A 20339-nucleotide genomic window follows, 5' to 3' on the forward strand; every position below is an offset into this window, starting at 1 on the left:
TTTATATGGGAAGATTAGATAACAAAGTAGCCATCATCACTGGCGGGGCATCGGGCATCGGAGAGGGCATGGTTGATCTTTTTGCCAAGGAAGGCGCTATCGTTATTGCCGCAGACATTAATGAGGAAGCACTGGAGAAAGCAGGCCAAAAAGCAAATGTGTACGGAATGAAGTTGAACGTCTCATCAGATGAAGATTGGCAGGCATTGGCGAAAGAAGTCAACGATCGTTTTGGCAAAATCGACATTCTGGTCAACAATGCGGGCATTTCTTCAGAGAAGCCGTTTGAGGAAATCGATGCACAGGATTGGCAAAAAATGCTCTCCATCAATGGTTTTGGTCCATTTGCTGGCATGAAACATGTCGCGCCTTATATGGCAGCGCAGAAGAAAGGTTCCATCGTTAATATTTCTTCATACACTGCTTTGATTGGACAAGGCTTTAATCACTACTCGGCATCCAAAGGCGCGGTACGCGCATTATCCAAAGCGGCAGCGACAACCTTTGGTCGTCAAGGTGTTCGGGTGAATGCTTTGTTCCCTGGGATCATCGAAACACCAATGACTCAATCTTTGAACACTTCGAAGGAACTGCTTGAACGACTAATTCAGGCAACACCTTTACAACGTCTGGGTCAGGCTGTCGATATTGCCAACGCCGCATTGTTCCTGGCTTCGGATGATTCCTCGTACATTACAGGATCTGAGCTGGTTATCGATGGTGGATACTCAGCCCAATAGCGTGTAGAATGATGACAGCCCTTAAGTTGAATGAGGGCTGTTGTTTATTTTTACGAGGAGGATCGCATGGAAGAAAAAAATATTTTTGAACTCATACACAATATGGATAATTTCACCAATAAATTGATTATACAGTGGAACAAATCGTTCAATGAGGACCTCGGCGTCTCTCATGTGCTTGTACTCAGTCATCTCAATCAAAATGGAAAAAGCCGACCTTCGGATATTGCAAAACTGTTGGGCCTGACCCCGCCTACGCTCAGCTATTTAGCCGATAAGCTGGTAGCCAAGAATTTAGCCGTCAGGATCGTAGATGAAGCGGACCGCCGTATTATCTATTTGAACATTACCGACAAAGGGACCGAAGTCCTTGAAAGAGCCATTCTGGAGGGACAGAAGCTGCGCAAGGAGTTATTCGAGAAATTGACCAAAGAGGATCGGGCACAATTAGTAAATATTTTTGAGAAGATGAATCGGGAAGATTGAATAATAGCCTGAGCCTTTGACATAAAGGAACCAGGCTATTTTTGTGTGATAACATAAACTATTCAGAAAAAATTCCGTTCATTAGGCAGGGAATCCGCCTCCTGGTGGCGGCCATGCACCGTAGAAGCGACGCAGCAGCACAATCTCGCCCAGATGGTACGAGTTATGAGATGCGATGTTGCGCAGAAGTCCGGCTTTGGTTTCGCCTGGGAAATACGGCAGGGGGTCATCCAACTGAACCGTTTCAGCAATCGTTACCGCTCGATCCACCCCATTCAGGAATGCCTGAATATCCTTCTCCCACGCGGCTTCATCCTGAGGGCCTGTCTCTTCAGGCCAGCTCTCCATCACATTAGCCGGAAGCTGTGGCTTTCTTCCTTCCAAGTGCTCTAGCATGAATTGCTGCCAGTAATGCATATGTTTCACCAGTTGATAGATACTGTAGGGCATATGTTCATGTTTGCGATTAGCTAGTTCTACGCTAATGTCCGGTAGAGCGCGTTTGATACGAATATGTCCGCGTTCTCCGACTAGTGATTTGACCAGGGCTTGTCCGAATAGTTGGTTGGCCTCCGACATGCGGAATCATCCTCTCTTTGTTCACCTGATTGAGCTAATGAATATATAATTAATAGTATACAATTAAATTTTATAAAATTAAAATAAAAGGAGAAATCGATACCTGTTAAAAGCAGTCGATGACTGTAAAATGACTTCAGAACCATAAGAATCCCTATGTTATAATGCTGTTATATATAGAGATGGATTATGATCTTCGGCGTGTAGAAGCAGTATAGGCAGTATTTGTCTGCCAGAATGGAGAGAGACTCAAGTAAGCGGAGAGTCAGAAAAAACACATATGCAATCTTTACATAACTCTTTACAACATAAACCAAGCTCACGTTACAAACACATGGCCATCCTTATTATTTTTTTTGGTGTCTTATTGACAATGCGATGGGCATGGTCTGTTATTTTTTACGTTTCCAATGACCATATGGCTGTACAAGGCGTTCTCGACCTGCGTGGAGTGGACCTGGATAACTCTCCCGCGATGTTCGCCAATGGAGAATGGGATTTCTATCCCGGAGAGCTGTTGACACTCAGGGACATTAAGGAAAGAGAGGACACAGCGAGTACTATCGTTGTTCCTGGTTCATGGCGGGATTCCCTCCATCAAGAGGAAGGAAGTTCATTCGGATATGGGACGTATCGACTTCGTATTTTGACTGAGCCGCTGCAGACACCGCTCGAATTCTGGTTTAAGGATATTCAGAGTTCATCCGAGATTGAACTTAACGGAGAAACGATTGGTGGGGCAGGACGGATGGCGACGAATGAGGAAGACTACACGCCAGATAGAACCTCATACATTTCCATCTATGAGCAGGCTGGAGCTACGTCAATGGATTTGGTCATTCGTGTCGCCAACTATGATCAGCCCTACAAAGGTGGAGTCGTTAAACCTGTGCGTTTTGGTTCTCAGGCCGCAGTGGAATTCGTACATGGACATTCTGTCGCCTTCCAGCTGGCTATTTTTATTATTCTCATTTTTCATACTGTTTACGCTGCTATTCTGTATGCATTACATCCCCAGGAAAAGGCTCTTTTTGTTGCTGCGATGCTAACCCTGACAGTAGCCATCACGATTATAGTTGGTCATGATAATATACTGCTGCAATGGCTTCCCATTAATTTTACTTGGAGTCTTAAAATAAGAGTGATTTCTGTATTGTGGCAAAATGTGTGCATTCTCTTATTATTCCAAAGGTTATCTGCGGTCAACCTGCATAAAACATGGCTCCGCTTTTATTTGATTGTAACGATCATCTATAGTGTTACCTTGGCCGTGTTGCCTGTCAGGACAGTCTATACCCTCATTCACTACAATCTGATTAATGCACTTATGCTGGCATCCATTGTGTGGTTTGGGTATCTCGTGATTCAGATGATGATCCGAAGTCAGAAGGACCATGACCTTATATTTCTGCTGCTTACTGCTGCAGGCATTCTGTCCAACGTTTTATGGAGTGCTCTAGAGAGCAATCAAAGCCGCAGTACTGTATATTATCCGATTGATCTTGTTCTGGCGATTATTGGTTTCTCTTCTTACTGGTTCAAGAAGTATTTCCGGAATGCCAGGGAAATAATTGATTTGTACACAGAGTTGAAGAAGGCAGACAAAATTAAAGACCAGTTTCTTGCCAATACTTCACATGAGCTTCAAACGCCACTGCATGGCATTATGAGTATTGCGCAAAATCTGGTTACCCAACAGAAGGATCGACTCGATCAGCGCAGTCTGAAGGATATGGAATTATTGATTACCATCAGCCGGCGGATGTCTAATCTGCTGGGAGACCTGCTTGATGTGGTCCGTTTGAAGGAACAGCACATTGTGCTCAAGCAGGAGCCACTGTCCATTCAGTCTGTTGTACCTGGAGTTATTTCAATGCTGCAATTCATGGTGGATCGAAAACCCGTCAGCCTCAGGATGGAGGTGCCGGAGTCCTTTCCTTTCATTTGGGCAGATGAGAAGAGACTTGTTCAAATTTTATATAATCTGCTGCATAATGCGATGAAGTATACAGAGGCAGGAACCGTCTCAGTACGTGCAGAAATCCATGAGGGACGTGCGTTTATACACATTGCAGATACAGGGGTTGGCATGGATGAGTCCACCTGTCTACGGATATTCCTTCCTTACGAGCAAGGGGCTTATGGAATCAATGATGGACAGGGAATTGGTCTTGGATTGAGCATCTGCAAGCAGCTTGTGGAACTACATGGTGGAGTACTGACAGTTCAGTCTCAGCCCGGGAAGGGCTCCGAGTTCAGCTTTGATATGCCGATAGCACAGGGGGTTAGTGTCTCACATCCACAGATTGTTCGGACAGAGGAAGAAGCAGCGAATACGAATCACGGTACCATGGATCAATGGGGCATTCGTGCTTCCGATGAACAGATGGAAGTGGCCACCGGGTTGGAGCATCTGCCGCCTTCACATGAGACTACAGCTTCCATTCTTGTGGTTGATGATGATCCGGTTAATTTGGATGTCCTCGCAAGTATGCTATCCACCGAAGCCTATACCATTGTAACTGCCCACTCGGGACAGGAGGCCATGGAGCTGCTTGGAACACGACAATGGGATCTGCTAATCGCGGATGTGATGATGCCACAAATGTCAGGATATGAGTTAACACAGAAGGTCAGGGAACTATTTTCGATGTCAGAATTACCTGTGTTACTGTTGACCGCACGAAGCCAGCAGCCCGATATTTATACGGGCTTTGCCTCCGGGGCCAATGATTATGTAACGAAGCCTGTAGATGCACTTGAATTAAAATATCGAATCCGGGCACTGATCACATTAAATCATTCCATTAAGGAACGATTACGCATGGAAGCTGCGTATTTACAAGCTCAAATCCAGCCGCATTTCCTGTTCAATACACTCAACTCCCTAATGGTATTAAGTGATATCGATACCGAGCATATGAGGAAGTTGGGCGAAGCCTTCTCATCCTATCTGCGAATTAGCTTCAATTATCTGAATACCGGTGAATTGGTGAAGTTGTCCCACGAGTTGGAACTGGTACAAGCGTATCTGTTTATTGAACAGACACGCTTTGAAGATCGGTTGACGATTGAATGGAATGTGGAGCCGAATCTGCAATTGACTCTACCTCCGCTGTCTATTCAGCCATTGATCGAGAATGCCGTTAGACACGGACTGTTAAATAAGAAAAAGGTGGTACGGTGTATCTGACTATTGCTCAACAAGAAGGGTATACCCGTATTGAAGTAAGGGATAATGGCATAGGTATGGCGCCGGATAAGGTTGCCCGGCTGCAAGATGCCAGGCTGAATGGAACTGGCGGAATCGGTATTGCCAATACCCATCGCAGGTTAACCCAATTGTACGGCGGCAAGGGATTAGTGATTGTGAGCAAGCTGGGTGAAGGGACGATAGTTTCGTTTGATATTCCGATGGTAGGTGGATTATGAGCATGCGCAATTGGGTTCGAAACGAAAATGTGCAAATGTTTGCTGTTGCTCTTGCTACAGCTGTAGGAGCGCTTTTTAAAATAAATCCTTTTCGGGAGGATTACTTCCGGATTGGTCTGGGTGTAAGTATCCTTTTATTTTTGCTGATGATTATGCCACATCTGTCTTATGTGAAGACGGGGATTTTGGCGGGGATTGCGAACTTCATCTTTCAATCGGCTGATTTACTGAATCATGTCCATTCGATCTCAATCATCGAAAGCATGCAGGATAATCTGGGCGCGGGAATGTATTATGTCGTGTTCACCTATGGCCTCAGCAAGTTCAAGAACAGATTCCATGAGATACCACCTCTTCTGCTGGGTGGATTAATTACGTGCATTGATTTTTCATCTAATCTTGTGGAGTTGTTCATTCGCGGTGTGTTGAGTGGGACAAATATCTTTTATATGAAAGAATGGCTTTATCTGCTGGTGGTCGGTGGTTTGCGAAGCTACTTTATCATCGGGCTGTATAACAGTTTTGCGGTGAGGCAGATGCGATTGCTGCATGCTGAGCAGGAGAAGCGGATGGAGCAGATGCTGAGCGTTAACTCAGGTCTGTACGGTGAAGTCTTTTATCTGAAGAAAGCCATGAATACGATTGAAGGCATTGCCGTAGACAGCTACGACCTTTATCAGGATCTCAGAGAGCAGGACTTGAACCAATATAGCCAGCGGACGCTCGGCATTGCTCAACAGATTCATGAGGTCAAAAAGGATTCCCAACGTATTCTGGCAGGTCTGTTGAAATTGTATGATAGTGAAAAATCAGTGAATATGAGTCTTTCCGAGGTACTGAATTTTGCGACCAAAGGAAACCGGAAATATAGTGAAATGCTGAGCAAAAAGATTGAGTTCCACATGGAGCAGCAATATGATTGCGACTCCCCTTACTACATTCCTCTCTTGACGGTGATGAATAATCTGATTGCTAATGCCGTGGAAGCCATTGAGAATGAAGGAACGATCCGGATTCGGGTTTTGCAGCAGGATGGAAATGTGCATTTTGAAGTCATCGATTCTGGAAAAGGTGTACCAGAGGCGAAGCGAGACGTGATCTTCGAGCCAGGGTATACGACCAAATTCAATGAAGTGGGCATTGCAGCGACCGGAATCGGCCTGTCCCATGTACGTGATATCGTTCAGTCCCTGGAAGGACGAATCAGTGTGGGTTCGGCTCCGCATGGCGATAAGGGCTCCGTATTTGTCGTATCCATTCCCAAAGCGAATTTAATTAAGGATGCCCATGGTCAAACTCACATGTAGGCCATGGGTTTTTAAGTATACTGCTGTGCTATAATGATGATTAAATTTGATGACAGCTGGGTCGAGGAGGAAGCTCCTGTGAAAGTCATATTGGTTGACGATGAACGATTGGCACTGATTGGGCTTAGAAAATCGTTAGAGCGTGAAGTAAACGAAATTGAAGTTGTTGCTACATATTCGGACCCAACAGAGGTGATGACAGGTGTACTTATTCATCGGCCTGATGTTGTATTTCTGGATATTCATATGCCGGAAATCGATGGGTTGGATCTGGGTCGGCAGATTCAGGCAGCCGCACCGGGAGTCGAAATTACTTTTGTGACCAGTTATGATCAATATGCTGTACGTGCTTTTGAGTTGTATGCGTTGGACTATATCATGAAGCCGATCCAACAAGGGCGTCTGCATCAAACCTTATTACGGGTAAAAGAAAAATTGAAATTAAAGCGTGCGAATATAACGCGGGATTCCAAGTTGCCGTTAATTTGCTGTTTTAATCAGCTGCAATTTAAGCTGCCGGGTATGGGCACACAGACTGTCAAATGGCGTACCAGCAAAGCACAGGAATTGTTCGCCTATTTACTGCATCATCGCAATCAGATCGTTTATCGCAGCACGTTACTTGAACTTCTCTGGCCGGAACTTGAAGAGTCCAAGACGTTACATCAGCTGTACACGGCAATCTATCATGTACGCCAAACGCTAAAAGCCTTTCATATGGATATGATCACGATTCAGAGCGGACACCTGGAAGCGGGATACAAGCTTGAAATCGGGGATGCGCAAGTGGATACCGAGCTATGGGAAAGCGAGATGCGACAATGGAAGGTCGTGGACGCTAATACGGCTGACGCTTATGAACATGTGCTGAGTCTGTACAAAGGCACATATCTCGGGAATTATGAATATATCTGGGCCGAACATGAACGGGAAAGACTTCGCTATTTATGGTTGTATCATATGAGACAGCTATCTGAATTCTACGAGCAGCAGGGGATGCAGAGAAAAGCGATCGAGATTACTGAATGCATTCAGGACATGCTTCCTAACGAAGAGGAGAGCTACTTCACACTCATGAAACTTTATGATTCGATGAATGAGGTTCTCGGTGTGGAAGAACAGTATCGTCTTCTAACTACCAGAATGCAACAGGATTTGGATATGCCAGTCAGTGAACATATCAACGAATGGTATCAAAGCTGGAAATCCGGTGCCCATATCATTGGAAAGTAGTAGCCTAGGAACCCATATCGAACAGAACATATCATTCGTTATAAATATATACTGATCATTCTGCTTATTTTGGTGCATTAATTGGGATTATCGAGGGGAAAGGTGAAATAAAATGAATATAACCATTGATCAACAGGGCAGCTCCAAGGTTGCCATCATCGAAAGCAGCGATATCATCATTAACGATGTTCAAGATGCACTGGATTTGATGGCTTCTGTGAAATACACGGATGATGCTCATAAAATTCTGATTAATAAATCCAACCTCAACGAAGATTTTTCGAACTGAAGACCAAACTTGCAGGTGATATTTTGCAGAAATATGTGAATTACCAGGTGAAACTTGCTATAGTCGGAGAGTTTGATGGATACAATAGCAAAAGTCTCAGAGACTTCATCTATGAGTGCAACCATGGCAAGCATGTTTTCTTTTTGAACAACAAAGAGGAAGCGCTTCAGGCCTTGCATAACATCGGTTAACCCCATATTCAAATTCTGTAGTCCATCTACCATAATTGGAGGAGGTACATGATATGATTGCTGATCTGAAACAAACCCCAACTGGAACCATTGCCCGTTTCGAGCGTCATTGGAAACATTCTGTAGAAGAGGTATGGTCTTATTTAACGGATAACGACAAGCTGGCAAAATGGTTCACCGAATTGCAGGTGGAAGAACTACGGGAAGGCGGAGTGATTAGGTTTAATATGCCGGATGGTACGTTCCTGACTCTTCAAATTCTGGACTTTGTACCGCATTCTATTCTCGAATTTACATGGGCAGAGGATCAGGTTCGATTTGAAGTACAACCGGAATCGGATGGGTGTCGGTTGCTGCTGATCGAGAAGATAACTAAGATCACAAGCCACACTCCCAAAGATCTTGCCGGATGGCATGTGTGCCTGGACGTAATTGAAGCGCTGTTGGATGACCGCACACTGGAGTCGCGTGAAGTTGAATGGAAAGCCTGGTTCGATAAATACCAGAAGCATGTCGAAGAGTTCCAGTCAATGTAGTCACAGGATACTGCCCCTCTGTGGGGAATGATCATGAGGGAGGAATGATTCGTGAAGCCGAATGCCAAGTTACGAACTTATGCGCTATCTAATGTGGAGAATCTCAAAGTACACGGAAGAACAACCGGAAACCGGGCACCTTTAACGTTGTTTTGGACAGGAAGTGCAGTTGAGCTTAATGTACAGGGTGCAGAGCTTTGGGTAGAGTTCGAATCCAATTACGACATGTACGAACCATGGATCAGCATCCTGATCAACGGTGTTCCGGTGAGCAGACAGATGTTAACGGCGGGAAGGTACTGGGTCTGCGTATTCCGTGGCATGAACGAAAATGTGGTGAAAAATGTACGTATCGTCAAAGATGTACAGGCCATGAATGGAGATCCGGGTTGTTCCTTGCGGATTCATGCGTTGAGATCGGACGGAGTGTTCATGCCTGTGGAGGAAAAGCCTTATAAGATCGAGTTCATTGGAGACAGTATTACCTCAGGAGAAGGCGCGATTGGAGCCAAAACGGAAGAGGATTGGATTCCAATGTGGTTCAGTGCCATACATAATTATACGGCCATGACGGCAGACGCGTTGAATGCAGAATATCGTGTGATTTCGCAGAGCGGCTGGGGTGTGCTAACGAGTTGGGATAACAATCCGAATGCGAACATCCCTGATTATTACGAGCAAGTCTGTGGATTGGTGACTGGAGATCAAAACAAAGCACTCGGCGCAGGGGACAAGCATGATTTTAATTCCTGGCAGCCGGATGTAGTGGTGGTTAACCTGGGAAGCAATGATGGAGGAGCCTTTCAGACACCTGAATGGAAAGATCCCGTTACCGGAAAGGTATTCAAGCAACGCTTGAATGAAGATGGCACTTATCATGAAGAGGATCTTGCTGCCTTCGAGAATGCCGTGAACCGATTCCTGACCCTACTTCGAAAAAACAATCCAAAGGCGAAGCTCGTATGGGCATACGGCATGCTTGGATTCCCGATGATGCCAGCGATCTATCGTGCTGTTGATGCGTATACGAAGCAGTCTGGAGATACGAAAGTCTCGGTGATACAGCTTCCCAATACGACCGAGGAGACGGTAGGCGCCAGAAGTCATCCGGGTGAGTTATCTCATCGAAGAACTGCTGATGTGTTAGCGGCATATCTGAAGGAAATTCTGAAATTTTAATTATATTTTAAATAAGCAGAGCCAGACCTCTCTTGAACAAGAAAGGACTGGCTCTTTTTTTTGCCACTTGTAATCTGAGGAGATGATTAAACTTAACTACTGTTATTTTCCTTGTACCTGATAGCGGATCGATACGATCTGCCCAGCGTCTGCGTATGAATCATTCTGAAATGGGTGGGTACCGTTCCTGTTGGAAATAGGGGAATGCCTTCGCCAAGGATTTTCGGAATAATGGCAATCTCAACCTCTTCAAGCAGGTGATGTTCCAGAACGGCTTGGACCAGCTGGCCACCACCTACAATCCAGATATCACCGTTGGATTCTTGTTTCAATCGGGGAATCAGGTTCTCCACTGCCTCGTCCGTAAATTGTACATGTGGCGCAGGGGGTTGTTTGGAACGGGAAAGTACATACGTCGGGCGGTCCGCATAGGGGAATTCATCCGACAGCTTGAGCACCTCTTCATACGTAAGTCGTCCCATCACTACCGATCCAATCGTTGAATAAAACTTGCCATACCCGTTATCGCCACCATCGCCTTCCACATCGAACAGCCAATCCACTGAACCATCCGGCCTTGCAATATACCCATCCAAGCTCATCGCAATGTATAACACGACTTTATGATTAGACATATCCATCGCTCCCTTCTGAATTATATGATACACTCTAACTATGACAAAAGTTGACGTAGTTAGGTGAGGTGAATATGAATAATCGAAAACTCGCATTGATGCGACTTATGGATTCGAGAAAGAAATTTACGGCTCGTGAATTGGCGGAGCGATTTCAGGTGTCCATCCGTACGATCCAGCGAGATTTGAATGATCTGCAGGAGCTGGGATTTCCTTTGTATACAGAGGTTGGGGTGAACGGGGGTTACCGAGTACTTCCTAATCGGATATTACCACCCCTTCAACTTACACAGCATGAGGCGTTGGGTCTTTTTATGATGATTGAATATTTGGAGAATGTCCCGGATTTTCCGTATGGATCGATTCGTGAGCATCTGGCCGAGGAATATTATTCAACTTTACCTCAGGATGTACAGGATCTGATTACACGTATGAGACAGCACATTACGTTTCTTCAACATCATGCTGTGCAGGCCGAGGCGTTAACAACAGAGATATTAGGCGCGGCAGTCGATAAAAAGAGATCGAATTTATATATCATTCCCGGCAGGGACATAAAAAAGTACAGGTTGTTCCCATCGGCATCTATTATGATCACGGGTATTGGTATATGCCGGCCCAGAAGAAGGATCGGGTACTGTTGTATCGGGTGGATCGCATGCAGGAACTGGTTATGCTGGATTCGATCGACGAGTCGGTTCCAAGCCTGCAAGAGTGGTTGAATTTCAAGGAAAACAGAGAAAGCGTGGAAGTTGTGCTGCAATTCACGGATTTTGGCGCGAGACTGGCAGGATCAGATGTACTGTTCAAGTCGGTTGAAGGTAATGAATGGCGAGGACTGGTTCCGCCTGAGGAATTTCCTTTTACAGCGCGGAAGCTGCTCTCCTATGGGCCTGATGTGAAGGTGATTGAGCCGCTGGAGCTGCAACAACAAGTGAGAGAGATGCTGGAACGGAGCTTGAAGCAGTACAATACGTTGTAAAAGGATATCGCGTTCTCATATGGAACATATAAGAGTACCATGAAAGTACCTTATTATAGGATTCACCGAATGGGGGCTACCATGATTCAATTCATAAGAAGTTTCGCGATCCGCTCTATGCAGAGTCCATGCGATGAACAACGGCGGTTGTTTGCATAGAGCTTGAAATCCTTTTCCGCCACACCAGTATAGTGGGTTTAAGAATTGTTCATCGGTTGACTCTGCTGCCTTAAAGATCCTAACTTTTAAGGAGCGGAGCATATGAAATATATTAACGCAGACAACATCTTTCCGGAAGAGTTGTTGAAGGAAATCCAGCGCCATATCCCTGGTGGATTGGTGTATATCCCCAAACCGAAAGAAGCCCATCAAAAGTGGGGCGAGGGTTCTGGAAGCAGGATGCTTTTGAAGCAAAGGAACGATGAGATCCGCCAGCTATTCGCTGCGGGGATGTCCATTGACCAGCTTATAGAACGATTCTGTTTATCGATCGACAGTATCAAGAAAATTGTCTATTCCAAAAAGTGATTAAACAGTTAGAGCCGCATTCGAGAAATTGAATGTGGCTTTTTGTGTAGGGATTAGTTTAAATGATTTGTTGCCTATATTGTGCAGAAGAAGAGCAATACAATGAGATTATAGGACTGTTACTAACAACACATTACGTCAGCCGTGGGGGAGCCAAATTGAAAATTGACGTACAATTAACGTGTAACAATGAGGCATATATCATCAAAAACATGTACCCTCTATACCTTCATGATTTATCCGGACATTATGGTTTGAATGCAGAGCACACTCCAAATCAACATGGGATTTTCGAGGAGAGTAATGATTACCAAACGTTGCAAGATCAATATGATGTCCAGAACATATGGTGGGAAAAACCGAACGTTCTCTATGCATTTTTAATTAGAGTAGATGGTGTACCAGCAGGTTTTGTATTTGTAGCTACCGCGCCTCATTGTTCGGCAGATACGGATTTCTTTATAAACGAATTCTTTCTGATGCAACCATTCAGAGGTGTGGGGATTGCAGAGTATGCTGCAAAAGAGGTGTTCCAGAGATATCGGGGACGATGGGAGTTGTTCACGAATCCTTCAGAGAACAATAAAGCAGGTCAACATTTTTGGCGCAAGACCGTATCGAACTATACGCAAGGAAACTATACGGAACTGCAGGATCAAACCTATGATGGCGAAAAATTAATCTTTAGATTTTCAAATCAGTAATCGTTATGATATTTTAGTTTGATTATATTTAAGGGCCTAAGGAGTAATCCGGTAGGCTCTTTTTGTGCTCTTCTGTTCCATGTTCTATGCGTTTACCCCGTTATATCCGCAAGCTTTATCCACTCGGAATATGTTGTAGCATGCTCTCAAAAATTGAACTTAGGGGGCAAGCGAGATGGAGTGGTTATCCTTTTTGAAGCAGTACATCCAGGGCCCCAGATGGATTGGAGCTATTGCTCCCAGTTCGAGATATTTGGCAACGAAAATGGTAGAGGACATCGCATTTGACCGTGCATCATGCTTTGTGGAGTATGGACCGGGCACGGGGGTGTTTACCGAAATGCTACTTGCGAGCATACAGTCAGGGACGGTCCTGATCCTGATTGAAAACAACGCCCGCTTTTGCCAGTTGCTTCGCAAAAAGTACGGTCATCTTCCGAATGTACACATCATTCATGATTCTGCCGTGCATGTCGATCAGCACATACAACAATATGGATTGGACAAGGTTGATTACATTGTATCTGGATTGCCTTTTGCGAGTCTGCCTGCGGAGGTATCACTGGACATTTTAGCTAAATCAAGGCAATATTTGAAACAAGATGGCAAGTTCATTACTTTTCAGTACACGTTGCTCAAACGGGGACTGCTCAAGCAATTTTTCGAAAACGTAAGCATGACAAGGGTGTACCGTAACCTGCCGCCCGCTTATGTATTCAGCTGTAGTCGGTAACAAGAACGCACAGGATGGAGGATGATTTTGCGTAAATTAAATTATATCATCGGAACAGTTACTCTGATGTCTATCATAATGATGGGGTGTAACGAGTCCAAAAAAACCGAAAGTATTCAAGAGCCAGCTCCATCTTCACCTAGTCAGTTGAGTATATTGACGAACCAAAAGGCATCTGCCCAGGAAGAGCAGCAGGCTCTTGAAATGATCTTGGATTATAAAAAGGCTGAGTTTGTAGTCGATAACCCGGAGGGTGAAGAATTATTAACCGTAGAAAAGGTGCTAGCCAAAAAGAGATCTTGAAGCCTTTCCTGACTGAACGGAATCTTGAAAGATATAGTGTGGGGTTGCCACTTCAGGTGGCAGACAAAGAAGATGCGTCACTGCATGCTGAAGATATAAAAGCGAAGATGAAAGAAAGTAAAAATGATTGGATGCTCGTGGAGTACACGCTAAATTTGGTGTTTACGAATCATGATGGAGAAGAAACGAAGACCATTCCGTTAGAAGGGGAGATTACCTTTTTACAGGAACAAGGGGAATGGCGCATTCAGGACGACACATACAATATGAAAGAACTATTGGATATCGTCAACAAGCTATGATAATTCATCAAGGCTCTGTGTGTCCGGTACGTTGTGTACTCCCCATTTGCATATTTCCTCAAGAATCGGCATCAGACTCTTGCCTCTTAGTGTTAAGGAATACTCGACCTTCGGTGGTGTCTGGTCATATTCCACTCTCTTCACAACATCATCGCGTTCCAGATCATTCAGTTGGGAGGTTAACACCTTGTACGTAATTCCAGGGACACGCCGCTTGAGTTCTCCGTACCGTGTAACCCCATCCAGCCGCTACTAGAAATTTTGGACAGATAAAAGGGGCCATGTCTCCAGTTATGAAACTGAAGAATGGACCCCTTTCCTGAAATGCAGAACGCTCGGTGCGCATCCCCAATGGTTAAACTAAAAATCGGTTCGCCCAAATGTAGCATCGCCCTTCACCGTTGCACTGCTGGAGGCATTGATGGCGTCCAGCTGCAATACATAGTCGTAATGCCTGATGTAAAATCCAGGCTGGCTGTACGACTGAAGCGAGACTTTGGCGCTATCTGTCCAGCCTGGACTGTTCAGAAACGTGGCATCTCCTTTATAGGCGGTTGAATCCGCGTAAGCCTCAAGTACGATTTTGTTGCTGGCGTTGCGCTTTAGGAAGTAGCCCGGGAAGTTGATAGACTCCAGTGATATCCCGGTCGAATTTGCGAGCCCTGGTACAACGCGGAACTGGGAGTCCAGCACAGGGGAGACGTTAGCGTCGATCCGTGCAGTGAAATTGGAATGACGGATGTACCGATCCGGATAATTGAAGGAACTGAAACGGCTGTAATTTGTCGCATCAGGTGCTGCTGGCCCTAACATTTTGACCTCATGCAGGGTTGGGGTGTACCAGTTGCCCGGGTTGTTCCACAGGACAGCGTTGACCATATTAATGCGTACATAACGGGCGGTAAAATGAACAGCGTCGGTTGTAAACCCATAGGTAGTGTTGCTGGTTCGATCCAGCGTGGAGTAGTTGACGCCGTCGTTGCTGATTTCAATTTTGTATTTATAATAGCCTTCTGAACCTTTATACATAAACCAAGAGATATCGATCTCCGTGATGGTCTTCGGTGCGCCAAAATCGACCTGCCACCAGGCGGGCCAAGTATTGGACGATGCTGCCCAAGAAGTCTGATAGTTGCCGTCATTGACATTGGATGCAGATGAGCTGGAGGCTGTGGAGATGGCGGTAGCCGTTTTGCCTTGGGCGTGATTCACAAGAGAGGGTGGCGTTACCGTGCCTGTGACAGCATCGATATTCCACTCTTTGTACCACTCTAGTGAGGCACTGCCGTTTGAATCATTCAGGGTCAGTGGCAGCCAGATGTGCTTGTGCTCACCAAGATTGAGTGGATTCCAGCGGTCGCCCATATAAATATAGGATGTGGTGTTGCTGCCTGTAATGGTGGCAATATCATGGATTTGTGAGCCGAAGGCTGATGGATTGCCATAAGGTGTAAGAGCGGACCACGTGCCTGTCATGGACGATGCGGTTGCATACGCGCCCTGATTCGGATACCAGCCAGCAGCTTGGGAGGTGAAGAGGTAGTAGCGATTGCCTTTTTTCACAACGGCAGGAGCTTCACGATAGGCATTCTCAAATTGCCAGCCCACAAAGGATTCCACACCGGTATAGCTGGCGTTCATTTTGAAAATAGCCATCGTATCATTGGCCCCGCCATTCTTGCGGGAGGCTGCAATCAAATAGCCTGTACCATCCGTATCTACGAAAACAGTCATGTCACGTGACTCATAATCCAATGGTCGGAAGCTGCCCTCATACGTGAATTTACCGTTGGGTGTGCTGCTGGTCGCCACCGCGACCCGACCTAGATTGTAGTCCGTGCCGTTCTCGTAATGTGCCCATAACACATATTGCTTCGTGGAGGCATTGTAGATGACCTTGGGACGTTCGATTTTGCTGGAGGCCAGCTCAGTTGCCGAATCCTTGGTCAGGATGGCATTACTGAACGTCCAGTGCTTCAGATCGGTTGAAGTATAGACGTTAACGCTGTCAAACTTGCCGCTGACCGCATGCTCGCCGTACCAATAATACGTGCTGCCCACTTTAAGAATGTTTCCGCTATTGGCCTGAATCGGGTTGCCAGCGGTATCCAGCCAATCGGAACCATTGGTGATGGTCACGCTTGCGGCGCTAGTTCGTTCGGGGTGAAGGCCAAACATGGTTAGTGTGAGCGCGAAGACTAGAAACCAGACTGCTTTCCTGTTACCCATTGGATATACCTCCTATGTTCGAACTAATATAGAGCGCTTACAATTTGATTGTAATAAAAATCAATTCTAGTACAAGTGAACAATGTATACTCCAATGAACAAATGGGGCTTTTACCAGTGTAGAGCGGCAATAGCGAGTCATTTATCCACCGAGAAGTGTGTCTATCGGGAATGATGGCCTTGTACTGTATCCGTCCAACGTTCAGGCTGTAAAGACAAAAAGACCGGGAGTCCCAAGACTCGCCAGTCTATTTCATATATGGTTTTACCAAGGAAGCCTTCATAGAAAAACTTCAGTTATACTTCCAATAAGATGGAATCATCTTAGGTGACAGGAATTATTTATGACCTTTGCGAACCTTGAGCTGCATGCGTTTTATCGTTGTCGTTTGCATAACCTCAAGCACGAGAGGGCCTTTGCCGTTCAGAATCTCCACATCGGTTACATTATCCAGAATGGTAATAATCCCGATGTCGTCTGCAGTAACGCCTTCAATCTTGGCGATGGTGCCCACGAAGTCTACTGCACGGAGCTCTTCTTCTTGCCACCGTTAAAGTTCAGCTTCATGATCTGCTGGTTCAGCTGTTCACGCTTGTCCTTTTTGCGTTCAGGCACGATCTTCAATCGCTTCTCGAACTCTTCTCGACGACGGTCAACAGCTTCCTCGGAAGGTGCTTTCACGACAGGAATTGCAAACCCGATATACGATTCGATCTCGGCCAGACGTCTACCATCCTTAGGGGTAACCAAAGTAAAGGCTTTACCTGTTTTCCCTGCGCGACCCGTACGGCCTGTACGGTGCACATATCCTTCTTTTTCCAAAGGGATATCGTAGTTGATGACGTGGGTAATATTCGTGATATCAATACCCCGTGCGGCTACATCAGTCGCAATCAGATAACGGAATTGTCCTCTTCTGAATGCATTCATCACTTCGATGCGCTCATCTTGTTCCATACCTCCATGGATACGATCCGCTGGGTAATCGAGGTCAGCCATAACACGGAACAGTTTATCCACGTTCTCCTGCGTACGACAGAACACGATACAGCTATCCGGATTCTCCACAATAAACAAGTCCTGAAGCAGCGCCGTTTTGTTCACCTCTGGGACGTGAATTACGGCATGTTCAATCGTGGCTGTGGTAAGACCACTTGCCTTGATCTCGATCTCAACCGGATTGTTCATGTATTTGCGTGACAGCTTGGCTACATCTTCTGGGAACGTAGCGGAAAATAACATCGTCACTCGCTCGCTAGGCAGTGCTTGAATGATAGATTGAACTGTCTCAATGAAGCCCATATTTAGCATCTCATCGGCTTCGTCAATGACAAGGTAGGAGATGCGATCCAGTGGCAGGGTGCCGCGTTCGATATGGTCCAGTACCCGTCCAGGTGTGCCTACAGCGACATGCGTTCTTTGTTTTAACTCGGCTTTTTGAACATGAAAAGGGGACTGACCGTATAATGCGGTTGCTTTAATACGTTTAAAACGACCGATATTGGTAATATCTTCGTTAACTTGCAAAGCCAACTCGCGGGTTGGTGTGAGAATTAAAGCCTGAGGCTTATTTTCATTCCAATCCACCAGCTCACAGAGCGGAATGCCGTAGGCGGCTGTTTTTCCGCTGCCTGTTTGGGATTTGACCACAAGATCTTTATTATCAAGGGCTACTGGAATCACTTTGGTTTGAACCTCCGTTGGGGTTTCATAGCCCAGGCTATCCAGCGCTTTTACGATTTCTTCGCCAAGTCCATAATCTTTAAATTGTTGCTTACTCATCGTTAACCTCTTTTACGTTAGTTTTGAATACAGGAGCATATTGTATAATTCCTTAAAGCGAGTTGTACACGGGAGCGTTTGTAATCGAATTATGCAATATGCTTACATACAAGCATTGCACCGTACATTTATCGTATACCTCTTTATTATACTCTATATACAGGTGGGTTAACGGAGTAATTGCTGTGAGCATTTAGATTAATGCTGTCAAACTTCCTTTTTCCGAGCATAAGTGAGTGGCTGTCGTATGAGAATACCATAATTTCAGAAGGGGAAAGGTGTATCAAAGCGTTCCACGTGAAACGAAATGTATCGCTTATTATGCTTTCTATTATTGAATAACCATCTTCAAGGCTTTGGTCTGCGGAGGAGAGGATTTAGCGATAAACCCACCTGTCCACACTTCAGCTCTACGTCCAACCAATGTTTCATCCAAAGGGACAGTGACAGTCTCACCATTGATAATAAGTTCGGCATTTGGATGAAGTGAAATCCAGATGGGGCCTAATTTATCACCGCGATCTTCTTCATTATCGATGAGGACCTGCCCCTTTTCTTCATTAAAATTCGTAATCACCCCGCTAACCGGAGCTTTCCCCTCCTGCTTTTCCGCGACTTCTTCTGAACACCCTATCGTTAGCAAAAGCAAAATCAGCGAAAAAGGGAATAATTTTCGTACAATAGACATAGCTGATCACCTCTCAATCGTTCGTAATGTATCTAAACATATGACGGTTTCTGAGCCACAAAGTTCCTGCACATCGCTGAAAAAAAAGAACGGAAATTCCTCGATTTGATCTGGAACTAGAAAATGGAATATGTTAACATATGGGTAACTTACAGAACGGAGGGATACGTGTGGCAAATTTTATCCGAGTGAGATAGTATGGCGAAACGTTTGTTTGCGCTTGCTGTGTATCTGCCTGTGTGCAGCTCATCGGGATCGGTTTGCCTATTTACACGTATGCCGCTAGTCGTGAAAGAATCGCTCTTCTAAAGTGGTTCTTTTATGTACTACTATTTTTTTGCGAGCATTCAGGTATACCCAATTTTCGAAATGGACTGCACAGGCATGAATGAATGTCTGTGTTTTTTATTTTATGGAGGAAAAGGGGATTACCCGATATGACAAAATCGAACGTGAATGAGCAGTTGGAATTTCAAAAGAAACTGATATCTTTAGCCGAACAGAACGGGCTTCGGATTGCTGAGAAATCCATGAAAATCAATGAGTCAGGTATGGACTTTCGAGTAGCGTTTGTCACCGATGAACAGGGACAACAGTGGATACTGCGCCAGCCGCGGCGCGAGGATGTATGGGAACGGGCTGAAAATGAGCGCAAGGTGCTGGAGGTTGTAAAAGGGTATTTGCCAGTAGAGGTACCAGAATGGCGGATCTTTACGCCGGAACTGATCGCTTATCCTTTACTTGATGGAGAACCGATTGCGGTCGTTGATCCGGCAGGGGGAGGGTACGCATGGCGATTTCCACAGGAAAGCTTATCGGATGACTTTTTCGATTCGCTCGCTGCTTCACTAGTCGCATTGCATAACATAGATCCTGATGAAGCGGTAAAGAGCGGAGTGCGCAGCAACACGCCTATGGAAGCTCGCCAAGAATTTGAAGCCAATATCGAGGAGATTAAACAAAGCTTTGAGGTGCCAGATCAATTGGCTAAGCGGTGGGAAACGTGGCTGACAACGGACAGCTATTGGCCTGAGCACTCAACGTTCAATCACGGTGATTTGCATCCACCCCATATTATCGTCGACGATGCCCAGCGGGTTACCGGCCTTATTGATTGGACTGAGGCGGAGATCGCCGACCCGGGTAAGGATTTTGTTGTCTATTATGCGCTCTTCGAAGAGGAAGGGTTGCAGGATTTGCTCAACCGCTATGAGAAAGCAGGGGAAGGACATGGCCCCGGATGCTGGAGCATATTCGGGAGCAGTGGGCGGCATACCCGGCGATCGTTGCGCGGTTTGCGTTAATCACCGGAGAAGAGTCTAATATGGAAATGGCGAGAGGCATGCTTGTGAGCTGGGATGTGAAGCAGGGCTAGAATTCTAAGCCAAAGTTAGAAACTGAAAAAGTGATCCCTCCATTGTTGTGGGGGATCGCTTTTTGGTTTGTTCTTGATTCAGGGTTTGTTATGTACGACCTGGCA

General features: G+C 45.5%; 19 protein-coding genes and 4 pseudogenes. 17 read left to right on the top strand and 6 right to left on the bottom strand.

Features of this window, described 5'->3' with window-relative positions; genetic code table 11:
- Positions 1 to 5 precede the first annotated feature (5 nt).
- Both ACTWJ7_RS02780 and ACTWJ7_RS02785 read left to right on the top strand, forming a co-directional pair.
- Positions 6 to 740, top strand: coding sequence for an SDR family NAD(P)-dependent oxidoreductase (locus ACTWJ7_RS02780; protein WP_079348303.1), 735 nt, complete (start codon positions 6 to 8; stop codon positions 738 to 740).
- A 66-nt stretch (positions 741 to 806) separates the two neighbouring features.
- Positions 807 to 1226, top strand: coding sequence for a MarR family winged helix-turn-helix transcriptional regulator (locus ACTWJ7_RS02785; protein ID WP_079348301.1), 420 nt, complete (start codon positions 807 to 809; stop codon positions 1224 to 1226).
- An 81-nt stretch (positions 1227 to 1307) separates the two neighbouring features.
- Here ACTWJ7_RS02785 and ACTWJ7_RS02790 read toward each other — a convergent pair whose 3' ends face one another.
- Positions 1308 to 1805 (bottom strand): DinB family protein, encoded by a 498-nt coding sequence (locus tag ACTWJ7_RS02790; protein WP_024629626.1) that lies wholly within the window; start codon positions 1803 to 1805, stop codon positions 1308 to 1310.
- 373 nt (positions 1806 to 2178) lie between these two features.
- Between ACTWJ7_RS02790 and ACTWJ7_RS02795 the strand changes: the two genes are divergently transcribed.
- The 7 genes and pseudogenes from ACTWJ7_RS02795 to ACTWJ7_RS02825 all read left to right on the top strand — a co-directional run bounded on the left by ACTWJ7_RS02795 (position 2179) and on the right by ACTWJ7_RS02825 (position 9972).
- On the top strand, positions 2179 to 4998 hold the full coding sequence (locus ACTWJ7_RS02795) for a response regulator (protein WP_443145103.1): 2820 nt from the start codon (positions 2179 to 2181) through the stop codon (positions 4996 to 4998).
- Positions 4989 to 5237, top strand: a complete 249-nt coding sequence (locus ACTWJ7_RS02800) for a sensor histidine kinase (RefSeq protein WP_443145104.1) — start codon at positions 4989 to 4991, stop codon at positions 5235 to 5237. Before ACTWJ7_RS02795 ends, ACTWJ7_RS02800 begins: the two co-directional genes overlap by 10 nt.
- A gap of 2 nt (positions 5238 to 5239) precedes the next feature.
- Positions 5240 to 6544, top strand: coding sequence for an ATP-binding protein (locus tag ACTWJ7_RS02805; RefSeq protein ID WP_079348295.1), 1305 nt, complete (start codon positions 5240 to 5242; stop codon positions 6542 to 6544).
- 78 nt (positions 6545 to 6622) lie between these two features.
- Positions 6623 to 7777: a response regulator gene (locus tag ACTWJ7_RS02810; RefSeq protein ID WP_301880560.1), complete on the top strand. Its 1155-nt coding sequence runs from the start codon at positions 6623 to 6625 to the stop codon at positions 7775 to 7777.
- A 112-nt stretch (positions 7778 to 7889) separates the two neighbouring features.
- A pseudogene (locus tag ACTWJ7_RS02815) lies at positions 7890 to 8257 on the top strand (DUF4180 domain-containing protein).
- 53 nt (positions 8258 to 8310) lie between these two features.
- The gene (locus ACTWJ7_RS02820) at positions 8311 to 8793 is read left to right on the top strand and encodes an SRPBCC family protein (RefSeq protein ID WP_079348289.1); all 483 of its coding nucleotides are present in this window, start codon (positions 8311 to 8313) and stop codon (positions 8791 to 8793) included.
- Between the two features lie 51 nt (positions 8794 to 8844).
- Complete coding sequence (locus ACTWJ7_RS02825) at positions 8845 to 9972, top strand: SGNH/GDSL hydrolase family protein (protein ID WP_301880559.1); 1128 nt, start codon at positions 8845 to 8847, stop codon at positions 9970 to 9972.
- 92 nt (positions 9973 to 10064) lie between these two features.
- Here the strand turns inward: ACTWJ7_RS02825 and ACTWJ7_RS02830 are convergent, their stop codons facing one another.
- On the bottom strand, positions 10065 to 10607 hold the full coding sequence (locus tag ACTWJ7_RS02830; protein ID WP_443145105.1) for a dihydrofolate reductase family protein: 543 nt from the start codon (positions 10605 to 10607) through the stop codon (positions 10065 to 10067).
- 107 nt (positions 10608 to 10714) lie between these two features.
- Here ACTWJ7_RS02830 and ACTWJ7_RS02835 point away from each other — a divergent pair.
- The 7 genes and pseudogenes from ACTWJ7_RS02835 to ACTWJ7_RS02865 form a co-directional block, all read left to right on the top strand.
- Positions 10715 to 10798 (top strand): annotated as a pseudogene (locus ACTWJ7_RS02835) (HTH domain-containing protein); the annotation flags it as partial.
- A 467-nt stretch (positions 10799 to 11265) separates the two neighbouring features.
- Positions 11266 to 11589, top strand: coding sequence for a hypothetical protein (locus ACTWJ7_RS02840; RefSeq protein WP_443145106.1), 324 nt, complete (start codon positions 11266 to 11268; stop codon positions 11587 to 11589).
- A 261-nt stretch (positions 11590 to 11850) separates the two neighbouring features.
- Positions 11851 to 12117 (top strand): CD3324 family protein, encoded by a 267-nt coding sequence (locus ACTWJ7_RS02845; protein WP_301880556.1) that lies wholly within the window; start codon positions 11851 to 11853, stop codon positions 12115 to 12117.
- 158 nt (positions 12118 to 12275) lie between these two features.
- The gene (locus tag ACTWJ7_RS02850; protein ID WP_301880555.1) at positions 12276 to 12821 is read left to right on the top strand and encodes a GNAT family N-acetyltransferase; all 546 of its coding nucleotides are present in this window, start codon (positions 12276 to 12278) and stop codon (positions 12819 to 12821) included.
- A gap of 175 nt (positions 12822 to 12996) precedes the next feature.
- Entirely contained in the window at positions 12997 to 13554 is a 558-nt protein-coding gene (locus ACTWJ7_RS02855; RefSeq protein ID WP_301880554.1) for a class I SAM-dependent methyltransferase, read from the top strand.
- A 27-nt stretch (positions 13555 to 13581) separates the two neighbouring features.
- Positions 13582 to 13857, top strand: coding sequence for a hypothetical protein (locus ACTWJ7_RS02860; protein WP_443145107.1), 276 nt, complete (start codon positions 13582 to 13584; stop codon positions 13855 to 13857).
- Between the two features lie 56 nt (positions 13858 to 13913).
- On the top strand, positions 13914 to 14159 hold the full coding sequence (locus ACTWJ7_RS02865; RefSeq protein ID WP_443145108.1) for a hypothetical protein: 246 nt from the start codon (positions 13914 to 13916) through the stop codon (positions 14157 to 14159).
- Here the strand turns inward: ACTWJ7_RS02865 and ACTWJ7_RS02870 are convergent.
- The 4 genes and pseudogenes from ACTWJ7_RS02870 to ACTWJ7_RS02885 all read right to left on the bottom strand — a co-directional run bounded on the left by ACTWJ7_RS02870 (position 14154) and on the right by ACTWJ7_RS02885 (position 18859).
- Positions 14154 to 14405, bottom strand: a complete 252-nt coding sequence (locus tag ACTWJ7_RS02870; protein ID WP_301880645.1) for a winged helix-turn-helix transcriptional regulator — start codon at positions 14403 to 14405, stop codon at positions 14154 to 14156. The two genes, ACTWJ7_RS02865 and ACTWJ7_RS02870, sit on opposite strands and share 6 nt — an antisense overlap.
- A gap of 114 nt (positions 14406 to 14519) precedes the next feature.
- Positions 14520 to 16337, bottom strand: coding sequence for an AbfB domain-containing protein (locus ACTWJ7_RS02875; RefSeq protein ID WP_301880644.1), 1818 nt, complete (start codon positions 16335 to 16337; stop codon positions 14520 to 14522).
- Positions 16338 to 16726: 389 nt separating this feature from the next.
- A pseudogene (locus tag ACTWJ7_RS02880) lies at positions 16727 to 18171 on the bottom strand (DEAD/DEAH box helicase).
- 331 nt (positions 18172 to 18502) lie between these two features.
- Complete coding sequence (locus ACTWJ7_RS02885; protein ID WP_079348269.1) at positions 18503 to 18859, bottom strand: hypothetical protein; 357 nt, start codon at positions 18857 to 18859, stop codon at positions 18503 to 18505.
- 437 nt (positions 18860 to 19296) lie between these two features.
- On the opposite strand from ACTWJ7_RS02885, the pseudogene ACTWJ7_RS02890 reads away from it, so the two are divergent.
- Positions 19297 to 20234, top strand: a pseudogene (locus ACTWJ7_RS02890) (macrolide 2'-phosphotransferase).
- Positions 20235 to 20339: the final 105 nt, after the last annotated feature.

This window comes from Paenibacillus sp. 1A_MP2, assembly GCF_052244825.1.
Classification (GTDB): domain Bacteria; phylum Bacillota; class Bacilli; order Paenibacillales; family Paenibacillaceae; genus Paenibacillus; species Paenibacillus vandeheii.

Bases quoted from the DNA above. Each gene is read 5' to 3' on its own strand.
- ACTWJ7_RS02875 (WP_301880644.1), bottom strand. From the start codon at position 16,337: ATGTTTGGCCTTCACCCCGAACGAACTAGCGCCGCAAGCGTGACCATC.
- ACTWJ7_RS02790 (WP_024629626.1), bottom strand. From the start codon at position 1,805: ATGTCGGAGGCCAACCAACTATTCGGACAAGCCCTGGTCAAATCACTA.
- ACTWJ7_RS02820 (WP_079348289.1), top strand. From the start codon at position 8,311: ATGATTGCTGATCTGAAACAAACCCCAACTGGAACCATTGCCCGTTTC.
- ACTWJ7_RS02805 (WP_079348295.1), top strand. From the start codon at position 5,240: ATGCGCAATTGGGTTCGAAACGAAAATGTGCAAATGTTTGCTGTTGCT.
- ACTWJ7_RS02855 (WP_301880554.1), top strand. From the start codon at position 12,997: ATGGAGTGGTTATCCTTTTTGAAGCAGTACATCCAGGGCCCCAGATGG.
- ACTWJ7_RS02830 (WP_443145105.1), bottom strand. From the start codon at position 10,607: ATGTCTAATCATAAAGTCGTGTTATACATTGCGATGAGCTTGGATGGG.
- ACTWJ7_RS02845 (WP_301880556.1), top strand. From the start codon at position 11,851: ATGAAATATATTAACGCAGACAACATCTTTCCGGAAGAGTTGTTGAAG.
- ACTWJ7_RS02885 (WP_079348269.1), bottom strand. From the start codon at position 18,859: ATGTCTATTGTACGAAAATTATTCCCTTTTTCGCTGATTTTGCTTTTG.
- ACTWJ7_RS02795 (WP_443145103.1), top strand. From the start codon at position 2,179: ATGCGATGGGCATGGTCTGTTATTTTTTACGTTTCCAATGACCATATG.
- ACTWJ7_RS02780 (WP_079348303.1), top strand. From the start codon at position 6: ATGGGAAGATTAGATAACAAAGTAGCCATCATCACTGGCGGGGCATCG.
- ACTWJ7_RS02785 (WP_079348301.1), top strand. From the start codon at position 807: ATGGAAGAAAAAAATATTTTTGAACTCATACACAATATGGATAATTTC.
- ACTWJ7_RS02840 (WP_443145106.1), top strand. From the start codon at position 11,266: ATGCAGGAACTGGTTATGCTGGATTCGATCGACGAGTCGGTTCCAAGC.